The sequence below is a fragment of the Halomonas sp. B23F22_10 genome, from assembly GCF_043496975.1.
Lineage (GTDB): Bacteria > Pseudomonadota > Gammaproteobacteria > Pseudomonadales > Halomonadaceae > Halomonas > Halomonas smyrnensis.
The window spans coordinates 19123-36057 of record NZ_JBIEKF010000006.1 but is presented as its reverse complement, the minus strand read 5'-3'; the positions used below and the strand labels follow the sequence as shown (position 1 = coordinate 36057).

The following is a 16935-nucleotide window of genomic DNA, read 5'->3' as shown; positions in this document are numbered from 1 at the left end:
GGCTTGATAGGGTTCATAGTCGTCGCATTCCCCACATGAAATAGGCGCCGCCGATCAGCGAGGCGACCAGGCCGGCAGGAATCTCCTGCGGGAACAGTAACTGGCGACCCAGCCAGTCGGCCAGCACCATCAGCAGCGCGCCGGTCAGGGCGGCGCCGGCGAGATGCGCCCGGGCGCGGGTGAAGCCCATCAGTCGTGCCATGTGAGGCGCCAGCAGGCCGACGAAGGACAGCGGTCCGACCACCAGGGTGGCGGCGGCGGTCAGCAGCGCGACCAGCAGCAGCAGGCTGAGCCGCGCCCGGCGCAGGTCGATGCCGAGCGCGGCGGCGGTGGCGCCGCCCAGCGGCAGGATGTCCAGCCAGCGGGCGAGCGGCGCGGCGGCCAGCGCCAGCAGCGCGGCGGTACCGGCCACGGTCACGGCGCTCGTCGCATCGACGTAGTAGGTGGAGCCGGAGAGCCAGGCGATGACCTGCTGGCCGCGGGGGTCGCCGCCGGCCAGCACCACGGCCTTGATCGCCTCGAACAGTGCGGTGATCGCGACCCCGGTGAGCAGCAGCCGCTCGGGCTGGAAGCCGCTCCTGCGGTTGACCGCCACCAGCACCGCCAGCGAGGAGAGCGCGCCCAGCACCCCGGCGCCGACCAGCGTCAGGTTGCCGGGCGAGGGCAGCAGGAAGATGGCGCCCATCAGGGCGATGGCGCTGCCGCCGCTGATGCCGAGGATCTCGGGGCTGGCCATGGGGTTGGCGGTGAGGCGCTGGATCAGGGTGCCGGCGACGGCCAGCATCAGCCCGCAGCCCGCGGCGGCGAGCAGCCGCGGCCAGCGCCACTCGAGCAGGCCGGCATCGAGGGGCGAGGCCCACTGCCAGCCGTCGGCGCCCTGACCGGCGAGTGCGGCCACCACGGCCATCGCGACCAGGGCGAGGGACAGCCCGACGATCAGCCTCCTCGGCGCGGGGTGACGCACGCGAGACGTGGCGGCGTGGCGCGGCGGCGCCGAGCCGTTGAGGCGCAGGCGCGGGATCAGCCACAGCAGCAGCGGCGCGCCCAGGGCGGCGGTGGTGGCGCCGGTGGGAATCAGCGTCGGCAGGGTGCCGGCGTAGCGCTGCAGCAGCTGGTCGGTGGTGGCCAGCAGCAGGGCGCCGAGCAGCGTCGACCACAGCAGCCGCGTGCCCAGCCGGCGGGCGCCGGCCAGGCGCACGATGTTGGGCGCCGCCAGGCCGATGAAGCCGACGATGCCGACGGTGCTGACCACGCAGCCGGTGAGGAACACCGCCAGGCCGAGCCCGGCCAGGCGCAGCCACTTGAGCGACACGCCGAGGCTTCTGGCGCCGGCCTCGTCGAGTTCCAGCACCGCCAGCGGGCGCAACAGCCAGAAGGCGCCGAGGACGCCCAGCGCCAGGCGCGGCGCCAGGAAGGCGGCGTCGCTCCAGCCGTTCTGGGCCAGCGAGCCGGCGCCCCAGATCAGCAGGCCCTTGAGCGCCTCCTGATGGAACAGCAGCAGCACCATGGCCAGGGCGCCGAAGTAGAGGTTGACCACCAGCCCGCCGAGCACCACCACCACCGGCGACAGCCCACGACGCCAGGCCAGCGCGAACACCAGCCCCATGGCCAGCCCGCCGCCGGCCAGCGCCACCCATTCGCGGCCCAGGGCGAGCAGCCCCGGGGCCAGCAGGCTGGCGGCCATCAGCGCCAGGTTGGCGCCGCTGGCCACGCCCAGGGTGGTCGGCGCCGCCAGCGGGTTGCGCAGCACCTGCTGCATCAGCACCCCGGCCAGCGCCAGGCCGCCGCCGGCCATCAGTGCCATGGCCAGCCGCGGCCACCAGGCGAAGTGCAGCACCAAAGCGTCGGCGGAGGCATCCGGGATCGTCACCAGCGACGACAGCCCGGCCACGAGCCCCGTGCTCGACGCCAGATGGGCCACGGCCAACCCCGCGGTGAGCAGGCCCAGCAGCAGGCAGGCGCGGCCCGGCGTCAGCCGGCGTGACGGGAGGGCGTGGGCAGGCGCATCAGCGGACATCGTCGTTCTCCAGGGCGGTCACCAGCTGCTCGGCGAAGCGCTGGGCGGAGGGCAGGGCGCCGAAGCTCCATACCGGCGGCAGGATCAGCGGCTCGTCGCGGCTGCGTTCGACCAGCCGCCGCCACAGGCCACTGTCGGCCAGGGTCTTGCGCACGCCGGCCGGATAGGGTTCGACCACCACCAGCCGGGCGTCGAGGCCGGCCAGGGCCTCGATGCCGACCAGCGAGAAGCCCCAGGCGTTGGTGACGCCGGTCCAGGCGTTCTTGAGCCCCAGGCGGTCGAGCACCGCCTGGTAGAGGCCGTTGTCGCCGAACACCCGCACGTGGCGGGCGTCCATGAATTGCACGACCAGCAGCGGCGGGGCGTCGTCGCTGAGGCGCTGCTCGAGGCGCATCAGGCGCGACTCGGTGTCCTCGATCAGCCGCTCGCCGGCCTCGGGCCGTTCGACGATGTCGGCGACGCGGCGCGTCAGCTCGCGCATCTCCGTCCAGGTGTCCCGGCCGGGGGTATAGAGCGTCAGGGTGTCCACCGGGGCGATCGCCTCGAGGCGCGGGGCGAGGTTCGCGAACATCGGCGAGATAAGGATGCGCTCGGGATCGAGGTCCGCCAGCAGCTCCAGGTTGGGCTGGGAGCGCAGGCCGAGGTCGGTCACCGTGTCCGGCAGCGCCGGCTCGCCCACCCAGGCGTGATAGGCGTCGAGCTGGGCCATCGCCGCGGGCGGCGCCTCGAGGGCGGCCAGGGTCTCGGCCAGGGTCCAGTCGAGGGTCGCCAGCCGCGGTGATGCCAGAGGTGGTGAGTCGGCCAGCGCCGGCAGGGCGATGAAGAGCGTGAGCAGCATGACGAGCGGGCCGGCGAGCCAGCGGCGGGCCCGTCGACGAAGGCGGCGCGGAGGAGACAAGCGGAACTCCATGAACGAGTGGCGAGCGAGTGATGGAATCAGTGGGCGATGGCGACCCGGTGCTCGCCGACGGGATGGTGCATCACGTGCATGGGGATGCCGTAGATCGCCTCCAGGGTGTCGCCGGTCATCAGCTCGGCCGGCGTGCCCTGGGCCAGCACCCGGCCGCCGTGCAGCGCCACCAGGCGGTCGCAGTAGCGCGAGGCCATGTTGATATCGTGCAGCACGATGATCACGCCCAGGCCCAGCTCCTGCGAAAGCCGGCGGGTCAGGGCCAGCACCTCGACCTGGTGGGCGATGTCCAGCGCCGCCAGCGGTTCGTCGAGCAGCAGGAAGCGGCTGCCCTGGGCCAGCAGCATGGCGAGCCACACCCGCTGGCGCTCGCCGCCGGAGAGGGTATCCACCAGGCGGTCGGCGAAGGCCTCGGTATGGGTCAGGGCGATGGCGCGCTCGACCTGCTGACGGTCCTCGCGGGTATGGCGACCCAGCAGGCCGCGCCAGGGATAGCGGCCGAAGGCGATCAGCTCGCGGCAGGTCAGGGTCTCGGCGCTGGGCAGGTGCTGGGGCAGGTAGGCCACCTGGCGGGCGAACTCGCGGTGGCCCCAGTCACCGAGCGGCCGGTCGTCGAAGCGGATGACGCCCTGGCTGGCGGGTTGCTGCTGGGCCAGCAGCTTGAGCAGCGTCGACTTGCCGGAGCCGTTGTGGCCGATCAGACCGTGGACCTGGCCCTCCTCGAAGCGAAGATCGGTGGGGTGCAGCAGGCGTTTGCCGTTGACCTCGAAGGTCGCGGCCTGGGCATCGAACATGGTGGGCTCCGTGGATCGTCGGCGGCGCGAGGCCTCGCGGTCAGGGCGAAGGCGCGCGCACCCGCGTGAGAGTACTCTTGATACGAATGGTTATCAAATCTCCGTGATAGGTGTAGCCTATGTGATAGTGGTTTTCATTTAGGTTTATCGGGCGTAGGCTGAGGTCGTGGTCGTGGGTTTCAGCTTTCGCCGCTCCACGACTCTCTCGCCTCTCTCGAAAAGGAGCCGCCGTCATGCCGCATGCGTTGCCCGAACTGCCCTACGCCTATGACGCTCTCGAGCCGCATCTCGATGCCCTGACCATGGAGATCCACCATTCGCGGCATCACCAGACCTACGTCAACAACCTCAACGCCGCCCTGGAAGGCACCGGCCTCGAGGCGCTGCCGGTGGAGGCGCTGATCGCCGATATCGACCGGGTGCCCGCCGACAAGCGCCAGGCGGTGATCAACAACGGCGGCGGCCACGCCAATCACTCGCTGTTCTGGCGGGTGATGTCGCCCGAGGGCGGCGGGGCGCCGAGCGGGCGGGTGGCGGCGGCCATCGAGCGCGAGCTGGGCGGCGTCGAGGCCTTCCGGCAGGCCTTCACCCAGGCCGCCCTGACGCGCTTCGGCAGCGGCTGGGCCTGGCTCAGCGTGACCCCGCAGGGCGCGCTGGTGGTGGAGAGCACCGCCAACCAGGACAGCCCGCTGATGCACGGCAACACGCCGGTGCTGGGCCTCGACGTGTGGGAGCACGCCTACTACCTCAAGTACTGGAACAAGCGCCCCGATTACATCGCCGCCTTCTACGAGGTGGTCGACTGGGACGAGGTCGAGCGGCGCTATCTCGCCGCCGTCGGCTGAGGGCGCCTCGCGATTCCCAGCAGGCTGGCGGGACAGCCCCGCGACGACGGGGTAAGGTAGCCGTTTGATCGTGACCGCCGGGCCTGCCAGGGCCCGGCGGTCTTTCGTCGCGTACAGGGAAGACCGCCACAGGGAGAGTCCCCATGTCGAATATGAGGAGCTTCGAGGCGCTGGGCCGCCTGCTCCGCTATGCCCGCGGGCACCGGCGCCGGATCGTCGCCGCCACCGTCTGTTCGATCATCAACAAGCTGTTCGATATCGCCCCGGAGATCCTGATCGGGGTGGCCATCGACGTGGTGGTCAACCAGGAGGACAGCTTCGTCGCCGGGCTGGGCTTCACCACCGCCCGGGAGCAGATCCTGATCCTCGGGGTGCTGACCTTCTTCATCTGGGCCGGCGAGTCGCTGTTCGAGTATCTCTATCAGATCCTGTGGCGCAACCTGGCCCAGCGGCTCCAGGCCGAGCTTCGCCAGGACGCCTACGAGCACGTCCAGCGCCTGGACATGGGCTTCTTCGAGTCGCGAAGCTCCGGGCAGCTGGTGGCGACCATGAACGACGACGTCAACCAGCTCGAGCGCTTCCTCGACGGCGGCGCCAATTCGATGATCCAGGTCGGCGTCACCGTGGTGGCGGTGGGGGCGGTGTTCTTCGTGCTCTCGCCCCTGATCGCGCTGCTGGCCTTCACGCCGATCCCACTGATCGTGTGGGGCGCCTTCTACTTCCAGCGCAAGGCCGGGCCACTCTACGCCGAGGTGCGCGAGCGAGTCGGCGAGCTCTCCAGCCGGCTGGCCAACAACCTGGCGGGCATCGCCACCATCAAGAGCTTCACCGCCGAGGCGCGCGAGGCCGAGCGCCTCAAGGCCGCCAGCGAGGCCTACGTGCAGGCCAACCGCCGCGCGATACGCATCAGCTCGGCGTTCATTCCGGTGATCCGCATGGCGATCCTCACCGGCTTCCTGGCCACCTTCACGGTGGGCGGCATGATGGCGCTGAACGGCGAGCTCAACGTCGGCGCCTACGGGGTGCTGGTGTTCCTCACTCAGCGGCTGCTGTGGCCGCTGACCGGCCTGGCCCAGGTGATCGACCTGTTCGAGCGCGCCATGGCCAGCACCCGACGCATCCTCGACCTGCTGGCCACGCCGATCCGGGTGCGCGACGACGCCGGCCAGGCGCTGGCGGAGCCGGTGCGCGGCGAGGTGCGCTTCGAGGGCGTGGCCTTCCGTTACGGCGAGTCCGGCGCCGGGGTCGAGGGCATCGATCTGGCGGTGCCGGCGGGCCACACCCTGGCGCTGGTGGGCGCCACCGGCTCCGGCAAGTCGACGCTGATCAAGCTGCTGCTGCGCTTCGTCGAGCCGGATGCGGGCCGGGTGAGCGTCGACGGCCAGCCGCTGGACGAGGTGACGCTGGCCTCGCTGCGCCGATCGATCGGCCTGGTCAGCCAGGACGTCTACCTGTTCGAGGGCACGATCCGCGACAACATCGCCTACGGCAAGCCCGGTGCCGATGACGCCGAGATCGTCGAGGCGGCGCGCACCGCCGAGGCCTGGGACTTCATCCAGGCGCTGCCCGAGGGGCTCGACACCGCGGTGGGCGAGCGCGGCGTGCGCCTCTCCGGCGGCCAGCGCCAGCGGCTGTCGCTGGCCCGGGCGCTGCTCAAGGATCCGCCGATCCTGGTGCTCGACGAGGCCACCAGCGCGGTGGACAACGAGACCGAGGCCGCCATCCAGCGCTCGCTGCGCCGGATCGGCCACGGCCGCACGGTGATCATGATCGCCCATCGGCTGTCGACCATCGTCCACGCCGACGAGATCGCGGTGATCGAGGCGGGCCGGGTGGCCGAGCGCGGCACCCACGCCGAGCTCTTGGCCCGCGACGGCCGCTACGCCGCCCAGTGGCGGGTGCAGACCGGCGAGCTCGAGGCGGCGGCGCTGCCGTAGCGCGGGGAGGGCGTCGCCTGCTCGCGCAGGCGCTCGCCAACGGAAGATGCCCCGGCGGCCATGGTGGCCGCCGGGGCATTTTTGTGATCGCTGTGGAAGGCGTCAGACGTCGAGCGACCAGGTCAGGCGGAAGGTGCGGCCCTGGCCGTTGAGGTCCCACAGCGAGGAGGCGCCGTAGGCCTCGTAGAAGATCGCCGCGCGCTGTCCCCAGGTGGTGGTGTACTGCTCGTCGAGCAGGTTGTCCACGCCCAGGCTGAAGGTGCCGACGCCGGTGTCCTGACTGAGGCTGGTGTCGACGGTGGTGAAGCCATCGAGCGCGTTGCCGTCCGCGTCGTCGATGTCGAAGGTGCGGTTGACCTGGAGCATGGCGCGGGTGTCGTCGTCGGCCCAGTTGGCGAAGGCCACCGCCTTGGGCATGCTGGCCTCGGTGACGCTGGCATCGAGCCACTCGCCGTCCTGCTCGACTTCGGAGCGCGACCAGTGGAAGGAGGTGCCGACATCGACGTGCCGGCCGAGGTAGCGCTGGACCTTGCCCTCGATGCCGTAGGTGCGCACGTCGCGGTCGATGGTGGTGGTGCCGATCTCCAGGCCGCCGTCGCTGTACACGTAGTCGAGCGCCTTGTCGGACCAGCTGTAGTAGGCCGCGATCTGGGTGTTCCAGTCTGCCGCGTTCATGCGCCAGCCGGCCTCGACCTGCTGGGTCTTGATCCCGTCGACGGGGTTGTCGGAGATGTCGAAGCTCACGTTGCGGTACGACTTGGCGATGTCGGGGATCTCGAAGCCCTGGGAGTAGGCCAGCCAGGCCTGGTGGCCGTTGTGAAAGTCGTAGAGGGCCTTGGCATTGAACAGCGAGACGTCGTAGTCGTTGCTGCCGCCGTCGTTGCCGCCCTGGGGATCGACCTCGACGTCGGTCTGCTCGACGCGCACGCCGCCGGACAGCAGCAGGGCGTCGGTGGCCTGGTACTCGGCCTGGGCGAAGCCGGCCAGGGTGTCGGCCTGGAAGGACGGGTAGTACGGATCCAGGGTGTCGACCTTGTCCAGCGTGCGCCCGCCATCGTCGGAGACCAGGGTGAAGCGCCGCGAGTCGAAGGTCTCGTGGCTGAAGTCGATGCCGTAGGTCAGGGACAGTGGAGCGGCGAGCTGGGCCGAGAACATGGCCTTGGCGCCGGAGAGGTCGGTGTTCTGCTCGGAGACCGTAAAGGCGTTGCCGCCGCCCGGGAAGGGATTGAAGACCGACGACTCCTGGCGATGGAAGGCCTGGAAGTAGAACTGCTGGCCCAGCAGCGCGTCGTGGCGGTAGTTGGCGTTGAACAGGGTGCGGTCGGTCTCCGGGTCGACGTCGGACGCGTAGCCGTCGCGGACCTCGCTGCCCTGGATCTGCTCCGTGTAGCTGCTGCCCGTGTTGTAGTCGGGATAGACGAGGCCCTTGTCGCCCTCGAAGCGCGAGCGGTACTTCTGCGCCAGGAGATCGAGTTGCTGGTGCTCGGTGAGCGCGACGTCGAGCGAGCCCATCACGTCGAGGGTGCGATTGCCCTGCAGGCCCGACTGAGCGATGTCCGGCTTGATGATCTCGCCGTCGCCGTCGTAGAACCAGCCGTTCTCCTGCACCGCGGCGGAGACGCGGCCGTTGACGCGCTCGTTGCCGAAGGCCATCGCCTGGGCGGCACGCTTCTGCAGCTCATTCGAGTCGTTGAAGCCGGTGGCCAGCCCGACCTCGCTTTCCAGATGGGGCCCGCCGGGTTCGCCGTCCCTGGTGATGATGTTGATGATCCCGCCCGTGGCGCCGCCGCCGTAGAGGCTGCTGGCGCCCGACAGCACCTCGATGCGCTCGATGTTGAACGGGTCGATGGCATCGAACTGGCGCGACAGGCTGCGCGAGCCGTTCATCGACACGCCGTCGATCATCACCAGGGCATCGCGGCCGCGGAAGTTCTGAGCGTAGTTGGTGCGATTCGTCGAGGAGCCGATGTCGAAGCCGGGGATCAGCTTGCCCAGCGCCGATTTCAGCGATTGTCCGGTGTTCAGCTGATCCTGGAGCTGCTGATGCTCCACGACCCAGACGGCGCCAGGGACCTCGCTGATGGACTGGGGCGAACGGGAGCCCACGACCACCATGGTGTCCTGTGGTGTCTGGGCGAGGGCATGCAGGGGCGCGACCGAAGACGCGATGGCTGCGGTGAGCAGGGCCTTTTTCATTGTCGTTTCCTGGAAAGAGGAGCGTGATTTTTTGGCAGGAGGAGCCTACGCAAGGTCGGAATGAATATCAATGAGATTGATTTCTATTAAATGGCTTGTCGCGTCGATGCGCCCAGGGGAGCCTCCCAACGAGGGAGTCATTCCGGACAGCCATCTGATGCAAATGGTAATCTTTTTTATTAACATGGGTGCCATGCCCTCTGACGAAATCCTGCCCATGCCCTTTCCTCTCCCGGCGTCTACCGGCGCGCCTCGCGCTCCGGCGCCGTCGCGGCTGCGCAGGACACGAAAGGTAACGACATGATGATCTGGTTGACCCTGGCCGAGTGCGTGGCCGGTTTCGCGGGGCTGGCGCTGGGTTCTGAGCGTGTCCGGCGTCGACTCGGGTGGAAGCTGCTGCATCGGCGTGGCGCGAGTGCCAGGCTGGCGGGCATCGTGCTGCTGCTGGTGGCCGCCGTGGAGGCGATGGGCCGGCAGGGCCTCGTTGTGGGGCTGGTGAGCTGGTGTGGCCAGCTGAGCCTGGGGGCGGGCGCGATCTCCCTGCTGCTGATCGCACGGGAGCGCATGCTCTCGCGGCGGGCGATGCCGCGTCGAGCGCGGCCAGGCGCGGGCTAGGCGCCGCGTTCGTCGTCCTCAGGCAAGCGCCCCGGGCCGCCGGGCGGTCCGGGGGCGTGGTTCATGGCCTTGCTTGTCTTCACCTGCCTTGTCTTCCTTTACGTCTGTCGCGAGGACCGCGCCTCGCGATAGGTGCCGCTCTGCCAGCGGGCGCCGCCGCCCAGGGTCAGGTCGCGCCAGGCGCCGGGCAGGCGATAGCTGGCGGATAGCTGCCAGCCGCCAGCTCGCCGGCGACCTCGGCCCCGGCGCCGTCGGTCTGGTTGTGCTAGTACTCGTGAGGCAGAAGGACGGAACAGGCGGAGGAAGGGGCACGCGAGGGGAGCGCCGGGAGGACCTGAACGCAACACGCCACCGACAGACATCGGTGGCGTGAACATGCGGCATCGAGGCGGTTTAGAAGTCGTAGCTGACGGTCGCCTTCACGCTGCGCTCGGCGCCGAAGTAGCAGTAGTTGATGCTGTTGCAGGAAGCGACATAGTCCTTATCGAGCAGGTTGTTGACGTTCAGGCGAGCACTGACGCCATTCAGGCCCATTTCGCTGAAGTCATAGCCGATCATCCCGTCGAGCAGGGTGTAACTCGGGACCTTCTCGGTGTTGTCGCGGTCGGCATAGCTCTCGGTGTAGTGGCGGACACCAAGACCCGCCTCGAGGCCGAGCATCGGGCCGCTAGAGGCATGATAGAAGCCCCACAGGGTAGCGGTCTGCTCCGGCACGGAGTTTACCTGGTTGCCTTTGTAGCTGTTTCCAGTCTCCTCGTAGGACGCATCGGTGTAGGTGTAACCCGCATGCACGCTGAACGCTTCCGCCAGCTGGATCCGTGCCTCGAGCTCGATGCCCTGCGACTGGATCTCGCCGATGGTCTCGTATTCGGCGTCGGGGTTTTCCTTGGTCGCCACGTTTTCCTGGGTGATATGGAAGGCCGTCAGGCTGTACTGATCTGACGTGCCGTTGGGCTGGTACTTGATCCCGGTCTCGATCTGTTCCCCTTCCGTCGGCTCCAGGATGGTGCCATCGTTCTTCGCGAGGCTGTTGGGCGAGAACGAAGTGGTGTAGTTGATGAAGGGGGAAACGCCGTTGTCGAAGCTATAGAGCAGGCCGGCGCGACCGCTGAACTGGGTGTCCTCCCGGGAGTTATCGCTGCCGGTCAGTCTGTCGGAGTTATCGATTTCTACCCAGTCATGGCGTCCACCCAGCATCGCATGCCAGTTGCCCCAGCTGATCTGATCCTGGAAGTAGGCACCGATCTGCTCGAGCGTGCGGTCCTTTTCGTAAGTGGGAGTGACCGGGAGAGGATCTGCTCCATATTCAGGGTCGAACACATCAATGGGAGCGAGTCCGGGAACGAGTACCTCGTAGTCTGGTGCTGGCCCGGTAATATCGTATGCATAAGCATCTTCAGTATTGGTCTGACGGTACTGGTAGTCGGCACCGAACAGCAGTCGGTGGTTCACACTCCCTGCGTCAAGGCGGTATTCGAGCTGGTTATCGACCGTCCAGGCCTCGAGACTTTCCTCGGATTCCAGGTAGCCGCGATTCATCTCGGTATCGGTGGCATAGCTGGTGACATAGGCCTGGTGGTTGGTAACATCCGATTCCAGGTACCGCACGTTCTGACGCGCCGTCAGGCTGTCGCTGAAGCGGTGCTCCAGCTCGTAACCCAGCAGCGTCTGGTCGCGTTCGAACCTGTCGTGGCCGGGTTCGCCTTCGAAGGTATCGTTATCGATATGGCGGCCGAAGCGACTGGATACCGTGCCCTCGTAGGGCATCCCCGCGTGGTAGCCCCCCTCCGGTTCACGCGAGATATAGGCGTTGAGGTTCAGGGTGGTCTTGTCCGTGATATCCCAGGTGACGGTTGGCGCGATGGCGTAGCTTTCTTCCTCGACCGGCTCGAACTGGGTCTCCTGTCCGCGGGTGATGCCCGTGATGCGGAAGGCGGCTCGTTGACTGTCGTCGAGGCTGCCGGTGACATCGAAGCCCGCATGGTATTGATCGCGGTTGCCGTAGCCGGCCGTGACCTCGCCGGTCATCTCATCCGTGAACTCGGGGCGCTTGCTGGTCAGCGATACCAGGCCGCCCGGGGAGGCCCGGCCATAGAGCACGGAAGCGGGACCCTTGACCACCTCCATCGACTCCAGCATGTAAGGGTCGATCTTCAGCGAGCTGTAGCTACCCGCATCGCCCATCAGCTTGAGGCCATCGAGGAAGGTGTTGCTGACGCTACCGTCCGTGAAACCGCGCAGCACGATGTAGTCGTAGCGGTTGGAGGCGCCGATCTGGTTGGTAAAGGCGCCGGGCGTGTAGTCGAGGGCGCGCTGTACCGTCTCTGCGCCTTTCTGTTCCCACTCTTCTCGTTCGACCCGCGAGGTGGCCTGGGGCGTCTCGTTGAACGGCGTCTCGGTCTTGGTAGCCGCCTGACCGGTGACGGTCACGGTGGAGAGATTCTCGGTGTTCTGAGACGCGTTCTGGGCCTGGGCGGAGAGAGCGACGCCGGCGGCGGCGAGGGCGATGGCCAGCGCCAGGGGACGTGGGGTCGGCATGCAGAGGTTCCTGTGGCGATTATTTGATTCATTAACTAATGAGAATTATTGCTTTTTGGGTTGCCGGTTGAGGTATGCGCAGCGCTCAATGCTCTATGCGAAGCGATCAGCAGGCTTTCGTCAGGGAACTCGGCGGCACGCCGTAGCGGCGGCGGAAGGCGGTGGCGAAGTTGCTGGCGTGGCGATAGCCGCAGAAGTGGGCGGCCTGCTGCACGCTGAAGCCGCGGCTCAGGTAGTCGTGGGCGAGGCCCAGTCGGCAGTCGCGCAGGTAGTCGAAGACGCTCACGCCGAAGGCCGCGCGGAACTTGCGGCGCAGGCTGGCGGGGCTCATGGCGGCGAGCTCGGCCAGCGCCTCCAGGCGATGCTCGGCGGCGGGATCCTGCTCGAGGGCGGTGCGCACGCGCTCGAGCCGCTGGCGCTCCCGCGGCGCCGGGCGCGTCGCCTCGGCCGCGTGATCGTTCCGGGCGGGAGGCTGTGGCAGGCCGTGGGCCAGCAGCTGTAGCCCCAGGCCTTCGAGCAGCAGCCTCTGGGCCGGGGCGGGCAGCGGTGTCGCCAGCGCCTGTTCGAGCCCCTGCAGCAGCGCGCTCGGCGGGCGCCAGGCGTGCATCCGCGAGCCGCCATGGTCGGGCAGCGCCGGGCCCAGCTCGGCCAGGCGTGACTCGCTGAGGCCCAGGGTCAGGGCACGCAGGCGCTGGCCGGCGGGCTGGGTGGCGTGCAGGCCGTGGTGCGCATCGAGGCGCAGGCTCAGCGCCATGCCCGGGGTCAGCATCAGGGTGCGGTCCTCGAGGCTGACCTCGGCGCGGCCTTCCAGCATGACCACGATCGACAGCGGTGAGGGCGCGTGGGAGCGGGAGTCGTAGCGGTGCAGCACTTCCACGTCGGAGGTCACCAGTTCCATGCCCTGGCCCAGCGACAGCTCACGCACCACGCCACGCATCACCGGCTCCTCCTCGCGCGAGACGAGTGCCGGCACCCGGTAGTCGATGCCGTAGCGCCGCCCGTAGGCCTGCAGGTCGCGGGCGGTGTGCTGGCGCACGCCGGACGCGGCGCTCATGGGGCGGTCCGTTCTACCGTCGCCGTCTGTGCGGCCTTCGCGGCCTTAGCGGCCTTGGCCTTGCGCCGGCACTCCAGCGGGCAGTTGGCGCAGTAGCCGAGGTCGTCGAGCAGGTAGCGAATGCAGCAGGTCTTCGGCATGCGGGTCGGCGCCTCGGGGTCGGCCGGCACCACGTGGCGCACCGCCTGATAGAGCGGGTTGCGGCGCCCGTCGGGCAGGTGGCGGGACGAGATCAGCGCCAGGCCGGGCTCGGCCGCGGCCGGCGAGCCCATGGGGTGATCGGCCATGGCGCCGGCGAAGTACTCGACATAGCTGCCGGCGTTGCTCCAGAACACCTTGGGCGAGGCGCCGGACACCGTGGCCAGGGTCTCGATCAGCGGGATCAGGTGGCCGTCGAGCAGGGTGGCGAAGCGGCCGAGGCCGTCGAGCTCGGCGAGCGGTCGGCCGGCGTGGCGCAGGCTGAAGCCGGCGGTCTGGCCCTCGGGCGTCTGGACCACATGCAGCTCGTCGATTCCCAGCGGCAGGTCGCGCTCCAGCAGCAGGTTGGTCGCCAGGCCGTGCGCGGCCAGGCCGGCGAAGTGCCACTTGGACCACAGCGAGGCCACCGCCCGGCGGTCGCCGTGGCCGTACTGGGCGCCGTAGCGTTCGAGCAGTGCCTCCAGGTAGGCCGGGTCGAGCAGGTGGCTGGCGGCGATGACGTCGTCGCCCGGCGTCGCCTCGATGCGAGGCGGCGTCAGGAAGTCGAGGGGGCCGCGATAGAGCTGTGACAGCGCGAGGGTCATGGCGCATTCACCGGAAGAAGCGTGGTGCCATGGTAGATCAAATGGGAATCGTTATCAAAGATCGCTTCTTCGTGAGGCGCGTCAGGCCATGGCGGGCATCAGCCGGTCGCGACAGTGGACGATGGCCTGCTTGACGTAGCGGCCCGCCATGCGCTCCGAGACGCCGAGCCGGCGGCCGATCTCGGCCTGGGGCACCCCTTCCAGGCGATGCCAGACCAGCGCCTGGCGCAGGCGCGGCGGCAGGCCCGCCATGGTGCGCGCGAGGCCGCGGCGGCACAGCCGGCGCTCGGCGGCCGCCTCGGGGTCTGAGGGAACCGCGGCGTAGGGGCAGGCCAGGCAGGGAAGGTCGTCGTCCTCCAGCGGCCGGTCGGCGGGGCGCGCCTGGCTGCGGCGATGATGGTCGATGAGCAGGTTGCGGGCGATGCGGAACAGGTAGGCGCGGGGCTGTTCCAGTCGCGTGCCGGAAGCGCCTCGGCCGGATGGCTGTTGACCGAGACGCAGGAACACCTCCTGGCACAGATCGTCGGCCAGGTCGGGGCAGGGCAGCTGGTGACGGAGAAAGGCGGTGATGTCCCGGGCGTGGGCGCGGAAGAGGGTATCGAGGGTCGTGGCATCCATTCGTGAAACGCTCCGTTCGTTGTGCCGGAGCGGTGATTCTATTCAATAATAATTATCATTATCAAATATAATCGCCCGGGAGAGGGCCCCCGGGCGAAGTGTGCACTCGCCGACGCCATGACGGGCATGGCGTCGGTGAGCCGAGCGATCAGCTCGGCGTGGCCTCGGTCTCCTCGCGCGCTCGCTCGCGATCTGCCTCAAGCGCCGCGGCGGCGGGGCGGTAGGTGGCGATCGGGTTGTCGAGGGTGCCGGCGAACTGCAGGTTCTTGGCCGGGTCGGCCAGGTCGATCATCTGCTGGTGGTTGTTGAGCTGCAGCCGGTTCAGGCAGGAGCGGGTGAACTCCGGGGCGAACAGGTCGTGGCGGGCGAATTTGTCGGCGAACTCGGGATGGTCCCGCTGGTAGTCGATCACGCAGTCGGCCACCAGCGCCCAGAAGCGCGACTCGCTGATGTCGTCCTGTTCGACGAGGATCGCCGACATGAAGCGCAGGAAGCAGTCGAAGACGTCGGTGAAGATCGACAGCACCTTGAGCGGCTCCGGCACGTCCACGGCGATGCGGGCGATGGCCTCGGGCAGCTCGGCATCGACGTTCATGATGCCGATCTCCTCGGCGATGTCCTTCATGATCGCGCGCACCGGCACGCCGTCCTCGAGCTGCAGGATCAGGTTCTCGCCGTGGGGCATGAACACCAGGTCATAGGCGAAGAAGCAGTGCAGCAGCGGGCGGAAGTAGGCCCGCAGGTAGCGCGACAGCCAGTCCTCGGTAGTGAGGCCCGAGCGCGCGATCAGCCGCGGCAGCAGCGCCCGCTCGTCGCCGTCGACGTGGAGCAGCGCGGCCATGGTCATCAGTCGCTGGCCGTCCTGCTGGTAGTGCTCCGGGCTCTCGCGCCACAGGCAGGCCAGCATCTTCTTGTAGGCGCTGTAGGTGTCGAAGGCCGGCTCGACGGCGTCGCGGCGAAAGCCGATGGCGGCCTCCTCGCGCAGCACCGTGAAGCCCTGGGCGCGGAGCTCCGGGTCGCCGTCGACCAGGCGCTTGATCCAGTCGTTGATCGCCGGCGTGGCGCGCATGTAGCTCGGCGAGAGGCCGCGCATGAAGCCCATGTTGAGGATCGACAGCGCGGTCTTCACGTAGCGCCGGCTCGGCCGGCTGGTATTGAACCAGGTGCGGATCGACTGCTGGGCGCGGTACTGGTCGCTGCCGTAGCCCAGGCAGACGATGCGCTGGCGGGCGACCTCGCCGGCGAAGGTGATGGCCAGCTTGTGGAACCACTGCCACGGATGCGTCGGCATCAGCAGGTAGTCGGCGGGATCGAGCCCGCGGGCCTCGAGGCGGCGGTGGAAGTCTTCAAGCGTCGCCTCGCCGAGTTCGTCGCACAGCAGGGCCTCGTACTCGAGCCCTTCGATGGCGCTGTAGTGGGCGTCCTCGCGGTGCACGGCGAGCCACACCAGGGTGATCGGCGCGGCGGCCTCCGGGGCGTAGGCGTGATAGTCCACGGCGTCGAAGCCCATGCGGCCATTGTTGGCCACGAACACCGGATGGCCCTCGGTCATGGCGGCCTCCAGGGTCTGGAAGTCGGCGTCGACCAGCCCCGCGGCGTCCGGGCGGGTGCCGTCGAGCTTGTAGGCGCCGCCGAACAGGGTGCTGGCCACCTCCTCCAGATAGAGCGGCAGCATCGCCTCGCCGATGCCGAGCGGGCCTCGGAACTCGAGGATGAACTGCTGGGCGTCGAGCTCGGCGGGGGCGCCGTCGATGCGCTTCTCCAGCGAGTCGAGCTCGATCGCCCAGTGATCCAGCGCCCGGCGCCGGGCACGGAAGCGGTACTCGACGTTGCCCTCGGGGGCGCTCAGCCGATAGTCGGCGGCCTCGTCGTCAACCGTGTCGGCGTTCACGGCCTCGGGGGCCAGCAGCCGCTCGTGGCCGAACTCGGCGATCGCCTTGCGGATCAGCCAGCGGTTGGCCCGGGCCCAGAGTTCGGGGCGCAGGTGGCCGGCGGCGCGGGCCGGGTCGGCGGCGAGGGCCGGATCCAGGCGCGGGTTCTGCCGGCTCACCGCCGCGGCGAAGCCCTGGCGGTCGCAGAAGGCCAGATGGGCGGTCTTGTCCTCGAGCGCGACCTCGCGGTCGTAGACGAAGCCGACCCGGCGATTGAGCGGATGGATCTGGCGGTTATTGACGTCCGGCTCCACCACGATGCGACGCGTCGCCGGATCCTCGAACATGAAGGCCAGGATGGCGGTGATCACCTGGGTGCTGAAGCCGGGCAGCGGCGTCTCGGCCGGGGCCACCAGGAAGTGCATGCCGCGGTCGCCCTCGGCCACGTCATAGTGGCGGCCGATGGGGTCGTGGCGCGGGTCGTAGCATTCGACCAGGAAGGCCGGCCGGCCGTCGAACAGCCCCAGGTAGCCCTGGGCGTGCTCGCTCTCCTGGAGCTCGCGATAGAAGGCCTGCACGCGCTCCGGCGAGTGGCCCTGCATGCCCCAGAAATGGGCCCGCAGCGCGGTGACCCATTCGTGGATCAGCGCCAGGTCCTCGGGCAGGTGCAGCGGGCGCAGCGAGAAGGTGCCGAGCCCCTGGGCGTGGCGCGAATAGAGGGGCTGGGTGGTCGGCGTCGGTTGGAACAGGGTCATGGA

At 68.8% G+C, this 16935-nt stretch carries 12 protein-coding genes; 3 read left to right on the top strand and 9 right to left on the bottom strand.

Going from position 1 to position 16935, the window contains the following annotated elements:
• Positions 1 to 13: 13 nt before the first annotated feature.
• From fhuB to ACGTNF_RS13780, 3 genes are all read right to left on the bottom strand, one after another.
• A complete protein-coding gene (fhuB, locus tag ACGTNF_RS13790) occupies positions 14 to 2017 on the bottom strand; it encodes a Fe(3+)-hydroxamate ABC transporter permease FhuB (protein WP_394602169.1) in 2004 nt (667 codons plus the stop codon).
• The gene (locus ACGTNF_RS13785; protein ID WP_394602168.1) at positions 2007 to 2855 is read right to left on the bottom strand and encodes an ABC transporter substrate-binding protein; all 849 of its coding nucleotides are present in this window, start codon (positions 2853 to 2855) and stop codon (positions 2007 to 2009) included. Before ACGTNF_RS13785 ends, fhuB begins: the two co-directional genes overlap by 11 nt.
• 98 nt (positions 2856 to 2953) lie before the next feature.
• Positions 2954 to 3721, bottom strand: coding sequence for an ATP-binding cassette domain-containing protein (locus tag ACGTNF_RS13780; protein WP_394602167.1), 768 nt, complete (start codon positions 3719 to 3721; stop codon positions 2954 to 2956).
• Positions 3722 to 3954: 233 nt separating this feature from the next.
• Between ACGTNF_RS13780 and ACGTNF_RS13775 the strand changes: the two genes are divergently transcribed.
• Complete coding sequence (locus tag ACGTNF_RS13775; protein ID WP_394602166.1) at positions 3955 to 4566, top strand: superoxide dismutase; 612 nt, start codon at positions 3955 to 3957, stop codon at positions 4564 to 4566.
• Between the two features lie 143 nt (positions 4567 to 4709).
• Positions 4710 to 6503 (top strand): ABC transporter ATP-binding protein, encoded by a 1794-nt coding sequence (locus ACGTNF_RS13770; protein WP_394602165.1) that lies wholly within the window; start codon positions 4710 to 4712, stop codon positions 6501 to 6503.
• A gap of 102 nt (positions 6504 to 6605) precedes the next feature.
• Here the strand turns inward: ACGTNF_RS13770 and ACGTNF_RS13765 are convergent, their stop codons facing one another.
• Complete coding sequence (locus ACGTNF_RS13765; RefSeq protein ID WP_394602164.1) at positions 6606 to 8699, bottom strand: TonB-dependent receptor; 2094 nt, start codon at positions 8697 to 8699, stop codon at positions 6606 to 6608.
• A gap of 300 nt (positions 8700 to 8999) precedes the next feature.
• Between ACGTNF_RS13765 and ACGTNF_RS13760 the strand changes: the two genes are divergently transcribed.
• Complete coding sequence (locus ACGTNF_RS13760) at positions 9000 to 9314, top strand: DUF3325 family protein (protein WP_394602163.1); 315 nt, start codon at positions 9000 to 9002, stop codon at positions 9312 to 9314.
• 393 nt (positions 9315 to 9707) lie between these two features.
• On the opposite strand, the gene ACGTNF_RS13755 is transcribed toward ACGTNF_RS13760, so the two are convergent.
• The 5 genes from ACGTNF_RS13755 to ACGTNF_RS13735 form a co-directional block, all read right to left on the bottom strand.
• Positions 9708 to 11852 carry a TonB-dependent siderophore receptor gene (locus ACGTNF_RS13755; RefSeq protein ID WP_394602162.1) on the bottom strand — a complete coding sequence of 715 codons (2145 nt, stop codon included), beginning with the start codon at positions 11850 to 11852 and terminating at the stop codon, positions 9708 to 9710.
• A 106-nt stretch (positions 11853 to 11958) separates the two neighbouring features.
• Positions 11959 to 12906 carry a helix-turn-helix transcriptional regulator gene (locus tag ACGTNF_RS13750; RefSeq protein ID WP_394602161.1) on the bottom strand — a complete coding sequence of 316 codons (948 nt, stop codon included), beginning with the start codon at positions 12904 to 12906 and terminating at the stop codon, positions 11959 to 11961.
• The gene (gene fhuF / locus ACGTNF_RS13745; RefSeq protein WP_394602160.1) at positions 12903 to 13688 is read right to left on the bottom strand and encodes a siderophore-iron reductase FhuF; all 786 of its coding nucleotides are present in this window, start codon (positions 13686 to 13688) and stop codon (positions 12903 to 12905) included. Before fhuF ends, ACGTNF_RS13750 begins: the two co-directional genes overlap by 4 nt.
• A gap of 81 nt (positions 13689 to 13769) precedes the next feature.
• Positions 13770 to 14306, bottom strand: a complete 537-nt coding sequence (locus ACGTNF_RS13740) for an RNA polymerase sigma factor (RefSeq protein ID WP_152478370.1) — start codon at positions 14304 to 14306, stop codon at positions 13770 to 13772.
• A gap of 148 nt (positions 14307 to 14454) precedes the next feature.
• Complete coding sequence (locus ACGTNF_RS13735) at positions 14455 to 16932, bottom strand: GNAT family N-acetyltransferase (RefSeq protein ID WP_394602159.1); 2478 nt, start codon at positions 16930 to 16932, stop codon at positions 14455 to 14457.
• Between the last annotated feature and the right edge of the window lie 3 nt (positions 16933 to 16935).